16 protein-coding genes are annotated in these 20,428 nt (G+C 68.9%); 9 read left to right on the top strand and 7 right to left on the bottom strand.

The genetic code is table 11. From position 1 onward, the window contains the following. Window positions 1-57: 57 nt before the first annotated feature. From ACZ3ZD_RS17515 to eccCa, 3 genes are all read right to left on the bottom strand, one after another. On the bottom strand, window positions 58-2,340 hold the full coding sequence (locus ACZ3ZD_RS17515) for a hypothetical protein (protein ID WP_467397914.1): 2,283 nt from the start codon (window positions 2,338-2,340) through the stop codon (window positions 58-60). Window positions 2,341-2,344: 4 nt separating this feature from the next. Next, window positions 2,345-2,794, bottom strand: coding sequence for a hypothetical protein (locus ACZ3ZD_RS17510; RefSeq protein WP_467397911.1), 450 nt, complete (start codon window positions 2,792-2,794; stop codon window positions 2,345-2,347). Between the two features lie 71 nt (window positions 2,795-2,865). Further along, on the bottom strand, window positions 2,866-6,837 hold the full coding sequence (eccCa, locus tag ACZ3ZD_RS17505) for a type VII secretion protein EccCa (protein ID WP_467397908.1): 3,972 nt from the start codon (window positions 6,835-6,837) through the stop codon (window positions 2,866-2,868). Window positions 6,838-7,174: 337 nt separating this feature from the next. On the opposite strand from eccCa, the gene eccD reads away from it, so the two are divergent. Next, entirely contained in the window at window positions 7,175-8,683 is a 1,509-nt protein-coding gene (gene eccD, locus ACZ3ZD_RS17500; RefSeq protein WP_467398437.1) for a type VII secretion integral membrane protein EccD, read from the top strand. 69 nt (window positions 8,684-8,752) lie between these two features. On the opposite strand, the gene ACZ3ZD_RS17495 is transcribed toward eccD, so the two are convergent. Then, entirely contained in the window at window positions 8,753-9,046 is a 294-nt protein-coding gene (locus tag ACZ3ZD_RS17495) for a DUF397 domain-containing protein (RefSeq protein ID WP_030992455.1), read from the bottom strand. A 266-nt stretch (window positions 9,047-9,312) separates the two neighbouring features. Between ACZ3ZD_RS17495 and rpsO the strand changes: the two genes are divergently transcribed. From rpsO to ACZ3ZD_RS17470, 5 genes are all read left to right on the top strand, one after another. Then, complete coding sequence (rpsO, locus tag ACZ3ZD_RS17490; protein ID WP_208034749.1) at window positions 9,313-9,600, top strand: 30S ribosomal protein S15; 288 nt, start codon at window positions 9,313-9,315, stop codon at window positions 9,598-9,600. A gap of 501 nt (window positions 9,601-10,101) precedes the next feature. Continuing rightward, window positions 10,102-12,321 (top strand): polyribonucleotide nucleotidyltransferase, encoded by a 2,220-nt coding sequence (locus tag ACZ3ZD_RS17485; protein WP_467397903.1) that lies wholly within the window; start codon window positions 10,102-10,104, stop codon window positions 12,319-12,321. Beyond that, on the top strand, window positions 12,318-13,697 hold the full coding sequence (locus ACZ3ZD_RS17480; RefSeq protein WP_467397901.1) for a M16 family metallopeptidase: 1,380 nt from the start codon (window positions 12,318-12,320) through the stop codon (window positions 13,695-13,697). Before ACZ3ZD_RS17485 ends, ACZ3ZD_RS17480 begins: the two co-directional genes overlap by 4 nt. 26 nt (window positions 13,698-13,723) lie before the next feature. Beyond that, window positions 13,724-14,476, top strand: coding sequence for a 4-hydroxy-tetrahydrodipicolinate reductase (dapB, locus tag ACZ3ZD_RS17475; protein WP_467397899.1), 753 nt, complete (start codon window positions 13,724-13,726; stop codon window positions 14,474-14,476). Window positions 14,477-14,487: 11 nt separating this feature from the next. Continuing rightward, window positions 14,488-14,940: a hypothetical protein gene (locus tag ACZ3ZD_RS17470; RefSeq protein WP_467397897.1), complete on the top strand. Its 453-nt coding sequence runs from the start codon at window positions 14,488-14,490 to the stop codon at window positions 14,938-14,940. Window positions 14,941-15,355: 415 nt separating this feature from the next. On the opposite strand, the gene ACZ3ZD_RS17465 is transcribed toward ACZ3ZD_RS17470, so the two are convergent. Further along, a complete protein-coding gene (locus ACZ3ZD_RS17465) occupies window positions 15,356-15,910 on the bottom strand; it encodes a hypothetical protein (RefSeq protein WP_467397895.1) in 555 nt (184 codons plus the stop codon). A gap of 90 nt (window positions 15,911-16,000) precedes the next feature. Then, entirely contained in the window at window positions 16,001-16,237 is a 237-nt protein-coding gene (locus ACZ3ZD_RS17460; protein ID WP_467397893.1) for a hypothetical protein, read from the bottom strand. Between the two features lie 175 nt (window positions 16,238-16,412). Here ACZ3ZD_RS17460 and thyX point away from each other — a divergent pair, with 175 nt between their 5' ends. After that, window positions 16,413-17,162: an FAD-dependent thymidylate synthase gene (gene thyX, locus ACZ3ZD_RS17455; protein ID WP_467397892.1), complete on the top strand. Its 750-nt coding sequence runs from the start codon at window positions 16,413-16,415 to the stop codon at window positions 17,160-17,162. 210 nt (window positions 17,163-17,372) lie between these two features. Further along, window positions 17,373-18,272: a 4-hydroxy-tetrahydrodipicolinate synthase gene (dapA, locus tag ACZ3ZD_RS17450; protein ID WP_467397890.1), complete on the top strand. Its 900-nt coding sequence runs from the start codon at window positions 17,373-17,375 to the stop codon at window positions 18,270-18,272. On the opposite strand, the gene ACZ3ZD_RS17445 is transcribed toward dapA, so the two are convergent. Then, window positions 18,273-18,458, bottom strand: coding sequence for a hypothetical protein (locus tag ACZ3ZD_RS17445; protein ID WP_467397887.1), 186 nt, complete (start codon window positions 18,456-18,458; stop codon window positions 18,273-18,275). A 41-nt stretch (window positions 18,459-18,499) separates the two neighbouring features. Here ACZ3ZD_RS17445 and ACZ3ZD_RS17440 point away from each other — a divergent pair, with 41 nt between their 5' ends. Next, window positions 18,500-20,185, top strand: coding sequence for a ribonuclease J (locus ACZ3ZD_RS17440; RefSeq protein WP_467397886.1), 1,686 nt, complete (start codon window positions 18,500-18,502; stop codon window positions 20,183-20,185). Window positions 20,186-20,428 lie beyond the last annotated feature (243 nt).

Here is a 20,428-nt window from a genome sequence, read left to right as displayed (position 1 = left end):
GATAGAGCCGTCCTGTATCCACCGTTCCTTGCGCTTCGCGGCACGCTACACCCCTGCTTAGTCCTTGTAGGGAGGCCGACCACGGTAGTCGTTCTCGTGGGAGCCGGTGCCCAGGTAGCTGCTCTTTGTTTCTTCGACCCATTGCTGCTGGTCAGCGACAGTCCTGGCGCTTGGGTGGTCCTTGAAGTACGCGTCGTAGGTCGAACCGAGATCATCAACCCCGCGGGCGTAGAATTCACGGCTCGTCATCTGTGACGGGACCAGTGGGTCGGATTCTGCGTCATCCGTTGCTTTGTCGATCTCGTGTCCGAGTAGCGTATTGGCCGCGTTGGTGATCGTGTCCGCAGCGACAGGAGCGATGACGACCGCGGCAGCCGTTGAACCGGGGAGCGGAATGGAGGCGACGCCGCCTGCGACCACTGCTCCGACCAGTAGCTTCTTCCAGTCGCCCGATCGCCCCAGGGCCTTGTTGGCTTCCTCTGAGTTTTCGCCGTACGTCGTTGCTGCCTGTTCAACGCGGGAATTGTCCAGGATGCCGCGGGCTTCCGCTCCTACCGACATGATGTCCCGAGCCTGGTCCATGTGCGCATCGCTGGTTGGCGGATGAGCGTCGAGCATGCTCAAGGTATACACATGCTGGGCTGCTGTTACGGCCTTGTGTGAGTTCTCGTCCTGGCCGAGCACGCTCAGGAAATCGATGGCTCCCTGATTTCCGAAGTGGGCGCGGTCGGCATATCGGGCAGGGAAGTCCAGCGCATCCTTGCTGTGGTCCCCGATACCGGAAAGTTCGTAGTCGATGTCATCGATGTACGCACCGGCCATCTTACCCAGGCTGTCCGCCAACTCGGGCTGATCATGCAGCATCTTCGGGCCGTCTTCTCCACCGTAGAGGTAGGCGACTTGTTCCATGACACCTGCCGTCGCCGCGGTGCGACAGTCGCCCGCCGCGACGTCCTTCGGGGAGGCGTCGGCAGAGTAGCCGGTCGTGGCCGCCTCTAACGCGCGGCCGAGTGAGTTGCGCGCTGCGACGTAGTCGTGGTTGCCCTCCATGGCCGCGTCGGACACCCAGACCCGTTCCTTCGTCAGGTATTTCAGGTGCTCGTTGACCTCGGCGCTCTTGTCGACTGTGTCACCGCTGCCAGCGGGCTGGGCGAAGAACTGCGTCGATGCATCCGGGTTATGACCGAGCGCCTCCAGGAATCCGGTCATGGGGTCGCGGCCGCGATCGTTCTTGTAGCCCCAGTAGTTGAGGTCGCCGTCGTTGAAGTTGTTGACCCAGGCGTTGATGCCCTGGCCGTTCATCTTCTTGTCGTATGCGAGGAGCTTGTCGCCGTAGTCATTGAGGAACTGGTCGTCGTAGTCACCGAAGCGCATGAGGTTACTCATGACCGCGTAACCCGTCGGGTTGCTCGCGTCGTCGATTCCTAGCTGGTCAGGGCCCAGACGGATCATCTGCTGTTCCCAGCTCTGCATCTTGTCGCTGTCCGAGAGGGTGGCTTGACCGATGACCATTCCGAGGTTCTTCTGCAGCTGTTTGGCTTGCTTGGCGCGGTCGGGGTCGTACGTTCCCTGGTAGGGATCGGCGATCCCGGCCCAGAAGGTGAGCACCCTCCTCGGGCCGACCTGCGTGGCAAACTCCTCTGCGAACAGAGGATCGTTCTTGTACTTGGCCAAGGCGGAGTTGAGCGAGGCGAGCTCTGTGCTCGTTACATCGTGCGGATTCTTCGCGAGGATCTTGGCCATCCGGTCGGCGTCCGCGACCGCCTTGGCAGCCTGGTCCCGGTTCTCGTAGTGGGCGCCGGAGAAGCCGTACTTGGCCTGGTCGACGAGAAGTCGGAGCGCCTTGGCCGCAGTACTGTCGCTCTCGGTCGCCTTGTTAAGGATGCGCTGAATCTCGTTGCGTAGGTTCTCGACGTCTTGCTGGCTGACCGGGCTTGCCCCGCCACTTGGGTCGGAAGCCCAGTCAGGACGAGGATTGCCGGCGACGGTGAAGGTCCCACCGCCGGTGTCGATCACGGTGCAGTACCTGTACGGGGTGCGTTCGAGGATCTCGTTCAGCTGGTTGCGGTAGTCGATCAGTTCGCCGCGGGTGTCCTTGAGGATCTTCGTGATGGAGTCCGCCTGCGTGTGGGCGTCCGCGAACTCCTCGGCGGTCTTACCGATGAACTCCCGGCTGACCTGTGCGTTGACACCAGCCCAGTCCGCCTCGTCAGCACGCTTCTTCAAGTTGCTCTGGGCATCCTCTTTCAGCGTCGCCAGGTTCTTGGTCATCTCCTCCCAGTCAGTGATGGCCTCACCGAGCTGCGAGAAGTTCCCGTGCCGCAAAGCATCGAGATCCATGGCGTCAGATGCCCTTCCGCTCGTCGAAACCCTGGTCGAGCTGGGAGATGCTGCTGAGAGTGCCGGCGATGTAGGACTCGTCGGCGGCGTGCTGGTTCTTGGTATAGCGGAGATGGTTGGAGATGTGGGCGCAGGCGTCGAGGAGGGTCTGCACCTGGTCCACCCAGCGCTCGGCTACATGATCTAGAGCGGCCCCGATGGCGAACCCCTCGCTCTTGAGCCCTCCGGCCGCCTTGATGGATGACATACGGGCGTGGTCGCTGAACCGGTTGAAGTCCTGGAACAGCTCGTGGGCAGAGGAACCGATCGCAGCGAGGTCCTTCTGGTGCACGGTGAGATCACCGCGCGAACTCTCGCCGCCTCCGCCGTCGGGAGTTACATGGTTGAGCCGCATGTGTACGGACTGGTTCTGTGCTGCCTCGGCCTTCAGCTGCTCCCACTCGTCCCACGCCATGCGTAGCTCCTCCCGTCTCTCCGCTCCGGCCAAGAAGCGGGATCTCGTCAGGTCAGCAGTGTCTACGTGCCTCAGTTCTCCACATCCATCAACCCCACCTGCACCATCGGCTTCCCCCGCTTCCGGGACACGAAGACCCCCCGCCCCGCCGGCATCGGCCGCGGCCGGACCCCGCCGAGTAGATCGCCCTCTGCCGGGTCGCCCGCGAGGACCACGCCCTGGGCGCCGAGTTCCTTGATGCGCTGCATGAAGGACTCGTAACCGGCACGCCCCGCGCCGGCTGTGGACCGGGCGATGATGAAGCGGACGCCGACGTCCCGGGCGAACGGCAGCAATTCCGTCAGTCCCGCCAGCGGGTTGCCGCTCGACGTGGACACGAGGTCGTAGTCGTCGATGATGACGTACACCGTGGGCCCCCGCCACCAGCTGCGGTTGCGCAGCTGCTCCGGGGTGACGTCGGCGGTCGGGGTGCGGCGCTGCATCAAGTCGGCCAGAGCGTCCATGTGGTGCTGCATCTGGTTCGACATGGGGATGTACTCGGCCAGGTGCGTGTCCGGGGTCACCCCGAGCAGTGAGCGGCGGTTGTCGACGACGAAGAGCTTGCAGGAGTTGCCGTCGTACCGCTCGGCCAGCCGCTTGATGATCAGCTTGAGCAGGTTGGACTTACCGGACTCGCTCTCTCCGAACACCAGGAAGAACGGGTCCTGGTCGAAGTCGACGAACACCGGCTCCAGGTTGTCCTCGTCGAGGGCGAAGGAGATGCCGCGGCTGGGGAAGCGGTCGCCCGGCGGAAGCTCGGCCGCCGGGAACTCTCGGGGAAGCAGACGCACTTCGGGGGCGCCGGGCTCCTGCCAGTGGCGGGCGACCTCGGCCGCGAGGGCGGTCGTCGCCTCCGACAGGTCCGTGTCGGAGGAGAGGCCGTCGATGCGCGGGACCGCCGCCATGAAGTGCTGCTTCTGCGGGGTCTGACCGCGTCCCGGAACCCCGGTGGGCACGTTCGCAGCGACCTTGCGGTCGATCTCGGAGTCCATGGGGTCACCCAGCCGCAGTTCGAGGCGGTTCATCAGGTGGTCCTTGAGGTTCGCGCGGACCTCCATCGAGCGCGAGGCGGTGAGGATCAGGTGGATGCCGTAGCCCAGGCCTCGGGCGGCGATGTCCAGGACCATCGGTTCCAGGGCCTCGTAGTCCGTACGGAAGTTGCCCCAGCCGTCGATGACCAGGAACACGTCACCCCACGGCTGGTCGGTCACCGAGATGTCCCCCCGCGCGCGGCGTGTGCGGAACTCCGCGATGGAGGAGATGCCCGCCGAACGGAAGTACTCCTCGCGCCGGGTCATGACGCCGTACACCTCGGCCGCCGTACGCCGGACCTTTTCCGGGTCCAGTCGTGAGGCGACACCACCCACGTGCGGCAGACCGGCCACCGAGGCCATACCGCCACCACCGAAGTCCAGGCCGTAGAACTGCACCTCCCGTGGGGTGTGCGTCAGCGCGAACGACGCGATGATCGAGCGCACCAGCGTCGACTTGCCGGACTGCGGCCCCCCGATGATCTGCATGTGGCCGGCCGCGCCGCCGAAGTCCAGCCACAGCGGGTCCCGCCGCTGCTCGTACGGCTTGTCGATGAGCCCGGTCGGGACGACGAGTCGGCCCGCGCCCTCGTAGCCCGGCTGGGTCATGCCGCGGGCGGGCACCGGGGCGAGTCCCGGTAGCAGGGCGTCGAGCGATGGCGGGCTGTCCAGCGGGGGCAGCCACACCTGGTGGGCGGCAGGACCCTGGGCCTCAAGGCGCCGCACGATCACGTCGAGCACGGTGTCGGCGAGAGCGTCGTCCTGCCGCTCACCGGCCTCCTCCTGCCGCTGTTGCGGGATCGGCGCGTACTGCACCGGGACCTCGGCCGCGGTGAAGAGGACCGGCCTGCGGTCGACGGGAAGGGGGCCGCCGAACGCCGTGGCCTGCTGCGAGCTGGTGCGGTACACCCCCGAGACGTACGCCGCCTTGAAGCGGACCATCTCGTCCGTGCCGTACTTCAGGAAGCCGGAGCCGGGCACGTTGGGCAGCTCGTAGGCGTCCGGGACGCCGAGCGCGGCGCGCGACTCGGCCGCCGAGAACGTCCGTAGACCGATGCGGTACGACAGATAGGTCTCCAGGCCCCTGAGCCGGCCCTCCTCCAAGCGCTGCGAGGCCAGCAGCAGGTGCACACCCAGCGAACGGCCGATACGGCCGATCTGCACGAACATCTCGATGAAGTCCGGCTTCGCCGTCAACAGCTCGCTGAACTCGTCGATCACCAGGACGAGGGACGGGATCGGCTGCAGCGGCGCACCCGCCGCGCGCGCCTTCTCGTAGTCGTGAATGTTGGCGTAGTTGCCCGCGTCGCGGAGCATCTCCTGGCGGCGGTTCAGCTCACCGCGGATGGAGTCGCCCATCCGGTCGACCAGGGTCAGGTCGTCCGCCAGGTTGGTGATGACGGCCGCCACGTGCGGCATCTGCGACATGCCGGCGAAGGTCGCACCGCCCTTGAAGTCCGCGAGGACGAAGTTCAGCGTCTCCGAGGAGTGGGTCACGGCCAGACCGAGGACCAGCGTGCGCAGCAGCTCCGACTTGCCGGAACCGGTCGCACCGACACACAGGCCGTGCGGGCCCATGCCCTCCTGCGCCGCCTCCTTGAGGTCGAGCATCACGGGCCGGCCGTCCTCGCCGACACCGATCGGTACGCGGAGCCGTTCCGACTGCGAGCGGGGGCGCCACGTGCGTTTCGGGTCGACCGAGGCGGCGTCCCCCAGGTTCAGGAGATCCGTGAACTCCAGGTTCGCGAGCAGCGGTTCATCGTCGTCGCCACCCGACGCCATGCGCAGGGGGGCCAGTTGACGCGCGAGTGCCTCCGCCGCCTCGTACGACAGGACGTCTGGCGTCCCCTCGTAGACCAGGCCGTGGGCCGACTCCAGGCGCAGTTCCCTGGGGTGTACGACGACCGAGAGGTCGCCGCGGCCGATGGTGAGTTCGCCCGGCACGATCTCCAGGACCGTCACGCCCTGCAGGCCCTCGGGGTTGGCCAGCAAGGAGGTAGGCGGCAGCGAGACGCCGTCGAGGACGATCACCAGATGCGGCTGCTCGGACACCGGTGCCCCGCCGGGGTGGAACCGCGGGCGGCCCTCCAGCCGGGAGGCGAGCCGGTCCTCCAGTTCCACGGGGTCGGTGCCGATCAGACGCACGCTGCCGGCGCCGTCGGCCACGCCCGGGGCCTGCACGTGCGGCAGCCACTTGGTCCACTCCCACTCGGGCGTCGACTCACGCGCGGTGACGACGGCGATGACGAGGTCCTCGGGGGAGTGCAGCGAAGCAAGGGAGGCGGTGACGGCGCGGGCGGTGCCGCGCACGGTGCCCGGCTCGCCGCTGATCGTCACGTGGTAGAAGGCGCGCAGCGACACCGCCATCGGCAGGTCGTCGAGGGTGCTGTGTGTGGCCACGAAGCGCTGCATGGCGCCCGCGGTCAGCGGCTCCAGTTCATCCACCGGGGCGGTCTGCGGCGGGATCAGGGGAGTCGCCAGGGCCTGCGGGCCGAGGCCTACGCGTACCTGTCCGAAGTCCTCGTCGCCGGTGCGGCGTTCCCACACCCGGCTGCCCTCGGCAACCAGCGCCCACAGTTGCTCCGGCGAAGGGTGCAGGTAGTACTGGGTGTCACGCTGGGACTTCGCCGTCTCCAGGGCGGCGCGCCGGGTCTGGGACAGGTAGCGCAGGTAGTCACGGCGCAGGTCGGCCATCTGCCCCTGGTTGCCGCGGCGGTAGCGGACGAGCATCGAGATGCCCATGGCGACGGTCGAGGCCACCATCACCAGGCCCATGATCTTCATGAAGGGCTGGGCCTGCGGGTTGAAGAAGAACACCACGGATCCGCCCATGCCCAGCATGGGCAGGAGCTGCATCAGTGCGCTTTCCTGCTGACCGCGCGGTAGTTCCGGCGGAGCTTGCAGTACGACCTCGTCCGTGGGCACTTCCTTCGGCAGTGCCCGCGGTGGGCGCTTGACGACGATGTGGCTCACTACGCACCAATTCCCTTGCCGGACCGAGATGTTTCGTCCGCCGCCCCGTGTCAGGCGAACGTCGATCGCGAACCGCGATCCTACTGACAACCACGGACATCGACGGGCGGTAGGGTGCCGGTGAAGCGCGTGAGCAGTTGCGAATCGTTCTGGGAGAACTCGGGCAATCCGCAACGGTTCGAAGCAAGCGCCACTCGCGAAGCCCGGCCAGGACCACTCGGTCGACCGGTGCCGCGGGCGGGCGCCGCACGACTTACACAGCATCTTTACGGGCGGAAGGGTGCGCGGTGGCACCGAACGCCGCCCCACCACCGACGAGGGGGAACAGCAGGTGAGTATGACGGCCTCCGCGCCGGTCGGCGCGACCGGTGGACCGGGCACCGGAGCCCCTTCCGGGGCGGGCATGGGATTCGGCTTCTGCCGCGTCACCATCGTGGCGCCCGACAGCCGCATTGACGTGGCGCTGCCCGACGACGTACCGGTCGCCGACCTGTACCCCGAGATCCTGCGTCTGTCCCGGCAGAGCCCCGCCGAGGGCGCGCCGGTCGGCTATCACCTCGTACGACGTGACGGCACCGTCCTGGACGGCGCCCGGTCCTTCACCGCCCAGCGCATCCTCGACGGCGAATTGCTCACCCTGCGCCCATTCGCCGAGTCGCTGCCCCCAGCAGTCCTCGATGACGTCTCGGAGGCTGTGGCCGCCGCTGTCACCCGCGACCGCACCCTGTGGAGCGGCGACCTCACCCGGGCCGCCGGACTCGTCGCGGGCGGCATCCTGCCCGCGCTGCTCGCGTTCGTGGCATGGAGCTCCCAGGTCCGGCACGACATGCACGGCCTGCAAGGCATCATCGCGGGTGTCTGCGGCATTCTGCTCGTCACCATCGCGTGTGTACGCGCGCGCGTGTACGACGACCGGGGCTCCGCGGTCGCGCTGGGACTCGGTGCCCTGCCGAACGTCGCAGTGGCCGGCTCCGGGCTGCTGACGCTCTCCGGCGGCGAGGGAATCGGACGCCTGCAGTTCCTGCTCGCCTGTACGACCGTCCTCGTCGCCTCCCTGGTGCTGACCCTGGTGTCACCGGGCGGTGACGGGCCCTTCGTTGCGTTCGTCTTCGCCTCTGCCACCGGTCTGATCACGACCTTCATCGCGATCCTCACCGACCTGAGGCCCATCGAGACGGCGGCCGTCTGCGCCCCGCTCTCCGTCGTGGCGCTGGCCTTCCTCCCCGGTCTGTCCATGCGCTTCGCGCGGTTGCCCATCGGCTTCGAACCGCCCAACCCCTCCCGCGGCGACTACGACACCGGCGAGCCCGCCCTGCAGGAGCCCGTGGACGCCGAGCGTGTCGCCGCCCGGGCCCGGCGCGGCCACGAACTCCTCGTCGGACTGGTAGGCGGCTGCGCCGTCGTCGCGGTGGGCGCGTCGATCGTGCTCGGCTTCTCCAACAACACCTGGGCCCAGCTGCTGGCATTCGCCACCGGCGTGGCGATGCTCATGCGGGCGCACCTGTTCCGCTACACCGCGCAGGTCGGCGCGACCCTGGCCGCGGGCCTCGCCGCGAACGTCTTCCTCGGTCTCGGGCTGGCCCTGAACCCGCCGCGTGGGTACCTGATCGACGCCGTCCGGGGCGACACCGCCGCCCTCGACATCCGCAGTGTCTGGCTCGCCGCGGCCGTCGCCGCGGCCACCGCCCTGGTCACCGCGATCGCCCTGATCACCCCGCGACGCGGTGTCACCCCCTTCTGGGGGCGGCTCCTGGAGATCGCGGAGAGCTTCGTCCTGCTCACGCTGATCCCGCTGGCCCTGGCCGTGTTCGACGTGTACGCGCAGGCGCGGGCGATGACCAGCTAGGCACCGCCGACGCGCAGGCGACACGGGAAAGGGCGGCACGCACGCGTGCCGCCCTTTCCCGTCCGCACCTCACTGCACGTCCAACCCCCCGTTATGAGCCATAGGCTTCAGATCGAACTCCCCGTCCCGAGCCCCCAGCACGAACGCCCGCCACTCCGCCTCGGTGTAGCGCAGCACGGTGTCCGGGTCGAGGGAGGACCGCATCGCCACCGCCCCGTCCGGCAGGTACGCGATCTCGACGCGCTCCTCGTGCTCCTCCGTGCCCGGGGCGCAGTGCCACTCGACGCCCGAGATGTCGAGCGCGTACAGCTCGTCGCGCTCCCGCTCCTTGCGCGCCTTGATCTCCGCTTCGGTTTCCGCCATCGTGCAGCGATCCCTTCCCGAGGTAGCTACGGTCCGGCGCTCACCCTAGTGGCCCAGGCCACCCCCTCAGGGGGGTTCCGCGACCGGGAGTAAGGCGCCCGCCGCCGCCTGGTACCCTGAGTGACGGCCGTTTGTGTACGCACCCCCGGAACCACCGTGTTCTGGAGGCCGCGCCCAGCGGATCCCCGCCTCCCGAGTAACGGAAGCTCCCCCGAGATGTGGACCGGGGGCACTCGGTGGCAATCAACAGACTATGAGGAGTACGCGTGTCGCTCGACGCCGCTACGAAGAAGCAGATCATCGCCGAGTTCGGTGCCAAGGAGGGTGACACCGGCTCCCCCGAGGTCCAGGTCGCCCTGCTCTCCCGTCGGATCTCCGACCTGACGGAGCACCTCAAGACCCACAAGCACGACCACCACTCCCGTCGTGGCCTGCTGATCCTCGTCGGTCAGCGCCGTCGCCTGCTGCAGTACCTGGCGAAGAAGGACATCCAGCGCTTCCGTGCGCTGGTCGACCGCCTCGGCATCCGCCGCGGTGCGGCGGGCGCGAAGTAAGTCGCCGTGAGGGGAGCGGTTCCCGGAAGCACCCGGGAGCCGCTCCTTTTGCCGTATGCGGGGCCCCGCCGCGCACACGGAATTCCCCGTCGCGCGTGCGGAGACGTGCGGACTGTCACTCACGCTTTGTAGTGTGGTAGCACAACGGAATACGCACGACGCAACATGCACGACGCAACATGCACCACGTAGAACGCACGACACGGAACGCACGGCACGGTACGACGTACGACACGTAACGTCGTACGGGACAGAACGACGTACGACACGGACCGACGCACGGCACAGAACGCCGTGCGACACGGAACGTCGTACGGCACAGAACGAGGAGGAGCGCATCCAGCCGCCGCCGGTCCTCGGTAGTGGCCCCCGGGGGGAAGCGAGCCCCGGGTGCTTCGATCGAAGACCGGCCCGCACCGCACGGAGCGCTTCTCCGCCACCGTCCCCCTGCCACACGGGCAGCCAAGGGACAAAAGACGATAAGTAACGGAGAAAACGCTAGTGGAGAACGAGACCCACTACGCCGAGGCCGTCATCGACAACGGCCCCTTCGGCACCCGCACCATCCGCTTCGAGACGGGCCGCCTGGCCAAGCAGGCCGCCGGCTCCGCCGTGGCCTACCTGGACGACGACACCATGGTGCTGTCGGCCACCACCGCCTCGAAGAACCCCAAGGACCAGCTCGACTTCTTCCCGCTGACGGTGGACGTCGAGGAGCGGATGTACGCCGCCGGCAAGATCCCCGGCAGCTTCTTCCGCCGTGAGGGCCGGCCGTCCGAGGACGCCATCCTCACCTGCCGCCTCATCGACCGCCCGCTGCGCCCGTCCTTCAAGAAGGGCCTGCGCAACGAGATCCAGGTCGTCGCCACGATCATGGCGCTCAACCCCGACCACCTGTACGACGTCGTGGCGATCAACGCCGCGTCCGCGTCGACGCAGCTGGCCGGCCTGCCCTTCTCCGGCCCGATCGGCGGCGTCCGCGTCGCGCTGATCCGCGGCCAGTGGGTCGCCTTCCCGACCCACACCGAGCTGGAGGACGCCGTCTTCGACATGGTCGTCGCCGGCCGTGTGCTGGAGGACGGCGACGTCGCGATCATGATGGTCGAGGCCGAGGCCACCGAGAAGACCATCAAGCTGGTCGAGGGCGGCTCCGAGGCGCCGACCGAGGAGGTCGTCGCCGCCGGTCTGGAGGCCGCGAAGCCCTTCATCAAGGTGCTGTGCCGCGCCCAGGCCGACCTCGCCGCCAAGGCCGCCAAGCCGACCGGCGAGTTCCCGATCTTCCTGGACTACCAGGACGACGTCCTGGAGGCCCTGACCGCCGCCGTCCGCCCCGAGCTGGCCCAGGCGCTCACCATCGCCGGCAAGCAGGAGCGCGAGGCCGAGCTGGACCGCGTCAAGGGTCTGGCCGCCGAGAAGCTCCTGCCGGAGTTCGAGGGCCGCGAGAAGGAGATCTCCGCCGCGTACCGCTCGCTCACCAAGCAGCTGGTCCGCGAGCGCGTGATCAAGGAGAAGAAGCGCATCGACGGCCGCGGTGTCACCGACATCCGCACCCTGGCCGCCGAGGTCGAGGCCATCCCGCGGGTGCACGGCTCCGCGGTGTTCGAGCGTGGCGAGACCCAGATCCTGGGCGTCACCACCCTCAACATGCTCCGCATGGAGCAGCAGCTGGACACCCTCTCCCCGGTGACCCGCAAGCGCTACATGCACAACTACAACTTCCCGCCGTACTCCACCGGTGAGACCGGCCGCGTCGGCTCCCCGAAGCGCCGCGAGATCGGCCACGGCGCCCTCGCCGAGCGCGCCCTCGTGCCGGTGCTGCCGACGCGCGAGGAGTTCCCCTACGCGATCCGCCAGGTCTCCGAGGCGCTGAGCTCCAACGGCTCGACGTCCATGGGTTCGGTCTGCGCCTCCACCATGTCGCTGCTGAACGCCGGTGTGCCGCTGAAGGCCCCGGTCGCCGGTATCGCCATGGGCCTGATCTCCCAGGAGATCGACGGCGAGACGCACTACGTCACCCTCACCGACATCCTCGGTGCGGAGGACGCCTTCGGCGACATGGACTTCAAGGTCGCCGGCACGAAGGACTTCGTGACCGCCCTCCAGCTCGACACCAAGCTGGACGGCATCCCGGCCTCCGTCCTGGCCGCGGCCCTCAAGCAGGCCCGCGACGCCCGTCTGCACATCCTCGACGTGATGATGGAGGCCATCGACCGGCCCGACGAGATGAGCCCGCACGCCCCGCGGATCATCACCGTCAAGATCCCGGTCGACAAGATCGGCGAGGTCATCGGCCCCAAGGGCAAGATGATCAACCAGATCCAGGAGGACACGGGCGCCGAGATCACCATCGAGGACGACGGCACGATCTACATCGGTGCCGCCGACGGTCCCTCGGCGGAGGCCGCCCGCGCCACGATCAACGGCATCGCCAACCCGACGATGCCCGAGGTCGGCGAGCGCTACCTGGGTACGGTCGTGAAGACCACCACCTTCGGCGCGTTCGTCTCCCTGCTGCCCGGCAAGGACGGTCTGCTGCACATCTCGCAGATCCGCAAGCTCGCCGGCGGCAAGCGCGTGGAGAACGTCGAGGACGTCCTCGGCGTGGGCCAGAAGGTCCAGGTCGAGATCGCCGAGATCGACTCCCGCGGCAAGCTCTCCCTCATCCCGGTGATCGAGGGCGAGGACGGCGACGACGAGGCGAAGGACGACGCCGAGCAGTGACGTCCCGTAGCTCGAAGGCGACGGCCCGCACCTCTTCGGAGGCGCGGGCCGTCGCCCGTACCCAAACCCTGATCAAGGGCACCGCCGGCATCGGCACGGTACGCAAGACCACCCTCCCGGGCGGCCTGCGCATCGTCACCGAGACACTGCCCTCGGTCCGCTCCGCCACCTTCGGCATCTGGGCGCACGTCGGCTCCCGCGACGAGACCCCGGCCCTGAACGGCGCCACCCACTACCTGGAACACCTGCTCTTCAAGGGCACCGCACGCAGGTCCGCGCTGGACATCTCCGCCGCCCTCGACGCGGTCGGCGGCGAGATGAACGCGTTCACGGCCAAGGAGTACACGTGCTACTACGCGCGCGTGCTCGACACCGACCTGCCCCTGGCCATCGACGTCGTCTGCGACATGCTGACCGGCTCGCTGATCCTCGAAGAGGACGTCGACGTCGAGCGCGGCGCGATCCTCGAAGAGATCGCCATGACCGAGGACGACCCCGGCGACTGTGTGCACGACCTGTTCGCGCACACCATGTTCGGCGACAGCGCCCTCGGCCGTCCGGTCCTCGGCACGGTCGACACGGTCAACGCCCTCACCGCCGACCGCATCCGCCGCTTCTACAAGAAGCACTACGATCCGACCCACCTCGTGGTCGCCTGCGCCGGCAACATCGACCACAACAAGGTCGTACGACAGGTCCGCGCGGCCTTCGGGAAGGCGGGCGCCCTCGGGAATCCGGCCGCACGACCCATCGCCCCGCGCGACGGCCGCCGTACGATCCGCACCTCCGGCAAGGTCGAGCTGCTGGCTCGCAAGACCGAGCAGGCGCACGTCATCCTCGGCATGCCCGGGCTCGCCCGCGCCGACGACCGCCGCTGGGCCATGGGCGTGCTCAACACCGCCCTCGGCGGCGGCATGTCCTCCCGGCTCTTCCAGGAGGTCCGGGAGAAGCGCGGCCTGGCCTACAGCGTGTACTCGTACACGTCCGGCTTCGCCGACTGCGGCCTGTTCGGCGTCTACGCCGGCTGCCGGCCCAGCCAGGTGCACGACGTGCTGCGGATCTGCCGCGACGAACTCGACCACGTCGCGCAGAACGGCCTGTCCGACGACGAGATCGCCCGCGCCATCGGCCAGCTGAGGGGCTCCACGGTGCTGGGCCTCGAGGACACCGGCGCGCTGATGAACCGTATCGGCAAGAGCGAGCTGTGCTGGGGCGAGCAGATGTCCGTGGACGACATGCTGGCGAAGATAGCCGCGGTCACCCCGGACGAGGTCCGCTCCGTCGCCCGCGACATCCTGGGACAGCGCCCGTCGCTGTCGGTCATCGGCCCGCTCAAGGACAAGCAGGCCTCCCGGCTGCACGACGCGGTCGCCTGAAACACCACCGGTTAGGAAACAGGAACATGAGCAAGCTGCGCGTGGCGGTCCTCGGTGCCGGGGGCCGGATCGGGTCCGAGGCGGTCAAGGCGGTCGAGGCCGCGGAGGACATGGAGCTGGTCGCCACCCTCGGCCGCGGCGACAAGCTGGAGACGCTGGCGGAGACCGGCGCCCAGGTCGCCGTCGAGCTGACCACCCCGGCCTCGGTCATGGGCAACCTCGACTTCTGCGTGCGCCACGGCATCCACGCGGTCGTCGGTACGACGGGCTGGACCGACGAGCGCCTCGCGCAGCTGAAGGGCTGGCTGGCCCAGTCCCCGGAGACCGGCGTGCTCATCGCGCCGAACTTCTCCATCGGGGCCGTGCTGACGATGAAGTTCGCCCAGATCGCGGCGCCCTACTTCGAGTCGGTCGAGGTGGTCGAGCTGCACCACCCGAACAAGGTGGACGCCCCCTCCGGCACCGCCACGCGCACCGCCCAGCTCATCGCCGAGGCCCGCCGGGCGGCCGGCACGGCACCCGCGCCGGACGCCACGGCCACGGCCCTGGACGGCGCCCGCGGCGCGGACGTCGACGGGGTGCCGGTGCACGCCGTCCGGCTGCGCGGCCTCCTGGCGCACCAGGAGGTCCTGCTCGGCGGCGAGGGCGAGACCCTCACCGTCCGGCACGACTCCCTCCACCACAGCAGCTTCATGCCGGGCATCCTGCTCGGCGCCCGCCGCGTGGTGACCACTCCGGGCCTCACCTTCGGCCTGGAGCACTTCCTGGACCTGAGCTGACAGCCACTGCCATGCGCGCGAAGATCACCTACCTCGTCACGGCCGCCGTCCTGGTCTTCTACTTCGTCCTGGTCGGCAGCCGCGGCGTGATGCTCATCCAGTACGGCTCGCTGCTCACCGTCACCTTCGGGGTGGCGGTGCTGATCCTGCCGGTCATCGGCCTGTGGTTCCTGTGGAAGAACACCCAGTTCGTCCGCCGGGCCAACGCCCTCGCCGCGCAGCTGGACGCCGAGGGCGGCCTGCCGGTGGACGAGCTGACCCGCCTGCCCAGCGGCCGCATCGACCGCGACTCGGCCGACGAGGTCTTCGCCAAGCGCAAGGCCGAGACGGAGGCGTCCCCCGACGACTGGCGCTGCTGGTTCCGCCTGGCCGTCGCCTACCACGACGCCCACGACACCCCACGCGCCCGCAAGGCGATGCAGCGAGCGATAGCCCTGCACGCCGGCAAGAACCCCGGGCCCTGACGCCGCCGCCCGGACATCGCGAGGACACCAGGCCCCGGCCCCGGCCGAAAACAGGGCCGCTCCCTTGCGGAGAGCCCGCCGCCCTACGCCGGCAGGTGCCACACCGCTCAGCTCGCAGACCAGCACGACAGACCCGGCGCTCGGCCTCGGGCCGCGCAGAGTGGCTGACGAGGCGAGGTCACTCCGGTGTACCGAGAGGTCCGACACCGAGGGACCTGAGCTGGTCGCCGACCGACGCCCGGTTCGAGGATCCCTCGGCCCCGTCCGGCAGCGTCGGGTCGGCGAGGCCGAGGCCATCCCGGCCCGGCCCGCTGAGAAGTCCGGCTCCAGCCGAGCCCACCAGAAGTTCCGCGCACCGTCGAACCCGCCCAGAGGCGCCCCGCTGGCACCGCAGCGGACCGCGGCGCGCCCCCCGTCAGCCGCGCGCGTTCTCCGCAGCCCAGGCCTCCACCGCGTCCGCCGCTCGGTCGAAGGCGAGCGGGCGGCCGAGGAAGTCCAGGCTGTGGGTGGTGAGCAGCGGTGGGGCGTCCTCGGGCCGCCGGTCCTCGCGGACGAGCACCAGTGCCTGCCCCTGCACCGTCCGCGGCAGCCCCAGCCAGCGCACCGGCTGCTGCACCGTCCGCGCCGAGCCCACCCGCGCCCACGGCACCGTACGCGTCACCAGCAGGCCGGTCCGGCGCAGCCCGCGCCCGCTCACCCACACCCCCATGCGCAGCAGCCGCAGCGCGCCGGCCACGATCAGCAGCCCGACGCCGAGGACCACCCCGGCGGTGGACAGCGAGCCGGTCAGCGCGATGAGCACCGCGGCGAGCAGGGCGAAGGAGGCCAGCAACAGCACCAGCGCGGCCACCCCCACCCGCCAGGGGCCGGGCCGGTAGGGGCGCCGCCAGCGGTCGGGGTCGTCGTACGGCAGGGCACTCTCGACCGCCGTGTCGAAGGCGGGGTCGGCCGTCAGGAAGGGCAGGGGCACGGCTGGTCCTCACTCGGTCCTCGCTGGGCTGTGCCGTGAGGCTATCCGGCCGTGTTCCCGCCCACCAGCCTGGAGCGTCCGGAAGAGTGCTCAGTGCCCCTGGGACGCCTGGGACTCCTGAACCGGCGTGCCGGACGGCGTGGAAAGCGCCGGCGTGCCCAGGACCAGAGCGCCGGCCAGCCCGGCGACGATGGTCAGTCCCAGCAGCCAGCGCCCGGCTATCTCGCCGAAGGACGCCCGCCGGCGGGGCGGGGGAGTGACATTACTGCGGAACCTTTCCGCCTCGGCCAGGAAGGCGAAGGGTACGGGCTCGCGCCGACGGAACATCGTGGGTGCCGCTCCTCTCAGGGTGGGTGATCGAACACACGGACCTCACCGATACAGACGCACGAGTGACCCAAAAGGTGCCCATGTCCGAAAAAATCTCGGCTGCGTCCTGGGGGTGAGGTGGTGCCCAGGGCCCGCCGGGTGCCCCCGTAAGGTGGTCGCAACCACAGAAGTAATGGGAAGGACCCCCACCCCCGTGACCACCCCCGAGTCGCTCACGTTCCGCAGTGACGTCACCGTCGAGCTGGTGAAGTCCAGCGCTTCGGACGCCGACGTGCTCTTCGCCGCCCGCGTCTCCACCGCCGGCGAGCAGTCCCTGGCCGAGCTGAAGAAGGACCCCGAGCGCTCCAAGGGCCTGATCAACTTCCTGATGCGCGACCGGCACGGCAGCCCGTTCGAGCACAACTCGATGACGTTCTTCATCAGCGCCCCGATCTTCGTCTTCCGCGAGTTCATGCGGCACCGCGTCGGCTGGTCGTACAACGAGGAGTCCGGCCGCTACCGCGAGCTGGAGCCCGTCTTCTACGTCCCCGGCACCGACCGCAAGCTCGTCCAGGAGGGCCGCCCGGGCAAGTACGTCTTCGTCGAGGGCACCCCGGCCCAGCACGAGGCCGTGAGCAGCACCCTGCGGGAGTCGTACGAGCAGGCGTACGCCGCCTACCAGAAGATGCTCGCCGAGGGCGTCGCCCGCGAGGTCGCCCGCGCCGCGCTCCCCGTCGGCCTCTTCTCCTCGATGTACGCCACCTGCAACGCCCGCTCCCTGATGCACTTCCTCGGCCTGCGCACCCAGCACGAGCTGGCCAAGGTGCCGTCCTTCCCGCAGCGGGAGATCGAGATGGTGGGGGAGAGGATGGAGGCGCAGTGGGCCGAGCTCATGCCGCTGACGCACGCCGCCTTCAACGCCAACGGGCGCGTGGCACCGTAGCGAAGCCTTGTTCCTCTCCCGGAACGGATGTACGGATCAGCCAGGCGAAGTGTCCGTATTGCGGCATTCCGAGAAGTTCATCTAGCCTGATCAAACGGACCCGGCACTGCTTGAACCCCCGAGCAGGCAGTGCCGGGCTCCTTCTTTGTCCGGACTTTCCCGACACCCCACGGGCACACCCCGCAGCGAGCACCGAGTAGCGTGTTACCCATGGCTCCGACCTCGACTCCGCAGACCCCCTTCGGGCGGGTCCTCACCGCCATGGTCACGCCCTTCACGGCGGACGGCGCACTCGACCTCGACGGCGCGCAGCGACTCGCCACCCACCTGGTGGACGCAGGCAACGACGGCCTGATCGTCAACGGCACCACCGGCGAGTCCCCCACGACCAGCGACGCGGAGAAATCGGACCTGGTACGAGCCGTCCTGGAGGCCGTCGGCGACCGCGCCCACGTCATCGCCGGGGTCGGAACCAACGACACGCACCACAGCATCGAGCTGGCCCGCGAGGCCGAGCGTATCGGCGCCCACGGCCTGCTGGTCGTCACGCCGTACTACAACAAGCCCCCGCAGGAGGGCCTGTACCGGCACTTCACGGCCGTCGCCGACGCCACCGGCCTGCCGGTCATGCTGTACGACATCCCCGGCCGCAGCGGCGTCCCGATCAGCACCGAGACCCTCGTCCGGCTCGCCGAGCACCCCCGGATCGTCGCCAACAAGGACGCCAAGGGCGACCTCGGCCGCGCCGGCTGGGCCATCGCCCGGTCCGGCCTCGCCTGGTACTCCGGCGACGACATGCTCAACCTCCCGCTGCTCTCCGTGGGCGCGGTCGGCTTCGTCTCGGTCGTCGGCCACCTCGTCACCCCCGACCTGCGCGCCCTCGTGGACGCGTACACCTCCGGTGACGTCGTCAAGGCCACCGAGATCCACCAGAAGCTGCTCCCCGTCTACACCGGCATGTTCCGCACCCAGGGCGTCATGACCACCAAGGCGGCCCTCGCCCTCCAGGGGCTGCCCGCCGGACCCCTGCGCTTGCCGATGGTGGAGTGCTCGCCCGAGGAGATCGCGCAGCTCAAGATCGATCTTGCTGCCGGCGGGGTACAGCTCTGACTACAGACTTGGCACCACACGGGCTTCACAACTGAAGAGCAACAGGCAGAACAACAGCACAAACAACAGCACAAACAACAGCACAAACAACAGCACAAACAACAGCACAAACAACAGCACAGGCGGGCCACCGGTGCCCGCACCCCACAACGACAACTGCTTCCGCACGAACGTCATGCGCGCCACGTGCCCTACCGGTACGTGGCGCGCGTGGTGAGGAGAGTCTTTTGAGTCATCCGCATCCTGAACTCGGCTCGCCCCCGCCGCTCCCCGAGGGTGGCCTGCGGGTCACCCCGCTCGGCGGCCTCGGCGAGATCGGCCGCAACATGACGGTCTTCGAGTACGGCGGCCGCCTGCTGATCGTCGACTGCGGAGTGCTCTTCCCCGAGGAGGAGCAGCCCGGAATCGACCTGATCCTGCCGGACTTCTCGTCCATCCGGGACCGCCTCGACGACATCGAGGGCATCGTCCTCACGCACGGCCACGAGGACCACATCGGCGGTGTTCCCTTCCTGCTCCGCGAGAAGCCGGACATCCCGCTGATCGGCTCCAAGCTGACGCTCGCCCTCATCGAGGCCAAGCTCCAGGAGCACCGGATCCGTCCGTACACCCTGGAGGTGGCGGAGGGGAACCGCGAGCGCGTCGGCCCCTTCGACTGCGAGTTCATCGCCGTCAACCACTCCATCCCGGACGCCCTGGCCGTCGCCATCCGCACGCCCGCCGGCATGGTGGTGCACACCGGCGACTTCAAGATGGACCAGCTCCCGCTGGACAACCGCCTCACCGACCTGCACGCCTTCGCGCGGCTGAGCGAGGAGGGCATCGACCTCCTCCTCGCCGACTCCACGAACGCCGAGGTCCCGGGCTTCGTCCCGCCCGAGCGCGACATCTCCAACGTGCTGCGGCAGGTCTTCGCCGGCGCCCGCAAGCGGATCATCGTGGCGAGCTTCGCCAGCCACGTCCACCGCATCCAGCAGATCCTGGACGCGGCCCACGAGTACGGCCGCCGGGTCGCCTTCGTCGGCCGCTCCATGGTCCGCAACATGGGCATCGCCCGGGACCTGGGCTATCTGCGGGTCCCGCCGGGGCTGGTGGTGGACGTCCGGACGCTGGACGACCTGCCCGACCACGAGGTGGTCCTGGTCTGCACGGGCTCCCAGGGCGAGCCGATGGCGGCCCTGTCCCGCATGGCCAACCGCGACCACCAGATCCGCATCGTCGACGGTGACACGGTCATCCTCGCCTCCTCGCTGATCCCCGGGAACGAGAACGCGGTCTACCGCGTGATCAACGGCCTGACCCGCTGGGGCGCCGACGTCGTCCACAAGGGCAACGCCAAGGTGCACGTCTCCGGCCACGCGTCCGCGGGCGAGCTGCTGTACTTCTACAACATCTGCCGCCCGAAGAACCTGATGCCGGTCCACGGCGAATGGCGCCACCTGCGGGCCAACGCCGAACTGGGCGCCCTCACCGGCGTCCCGCACGACCGGATCGTCATCGCCGAGGACGGCGTGGCGGTCGACCTGGTCGAGGGCAAGGCCAAGATCTCCGGCAAGGTCCAGGCCGGTTACGTCTACGTCGACGGGCTCTCGGTCGGCGACGTCGGCGAGCCGGCGCTCAAGGACCGCAAGATCCTCGGCGACGAGGGCATCATCTCGGTCTTCGTGGTCATGGACGCCTCCACCGGCAAGATCACCGGCGGCCCGCACGTCCAGGCGCGCGGCTCCGGCATCGAGGACTCGGCCTTCGCCGACGTCCTCCCGAAGATCACAGAGGTGCTGGAGCGGTCCGCGCAGGACGGTGTGGTGGAGCCCCACCAGCTCCAGCAGCTCATCCGCCGGACCCTCGGCAAGTGGGTCTCGGACACCTATCGCCGCAGGCCGATGATCCTGCCTGTGGTCGTGGAGGTCTGACGACCCGTCGGTCACGACCAGGAGCGGGGCGCCCCGATTTGCATCGGGGCGCCCCGCTCCAGTACGTTTACGGCTCCGCCCACCCGGGAACCCCAGCACTTCACGTGCTGGACATGGTCGCCCGGAGCGGGTGGGAAAACCGGCTCAGAACTTCTGATAAAGTCGGAACCGCCGGAAAGGGAAACGCGGAAGCGGGAACCTGGAAAGCACCGAGGAAATCGGATCGAGAAAAGATCTGATAGA

It is taken from the genome of Streptomyces sp. NPDC023481 (assembly GCF_055560195.1).
Note: the sequence above shows the minus strand (reverse complement) of the source record. Positions and strands in the feature narration are given on the sequence as shown.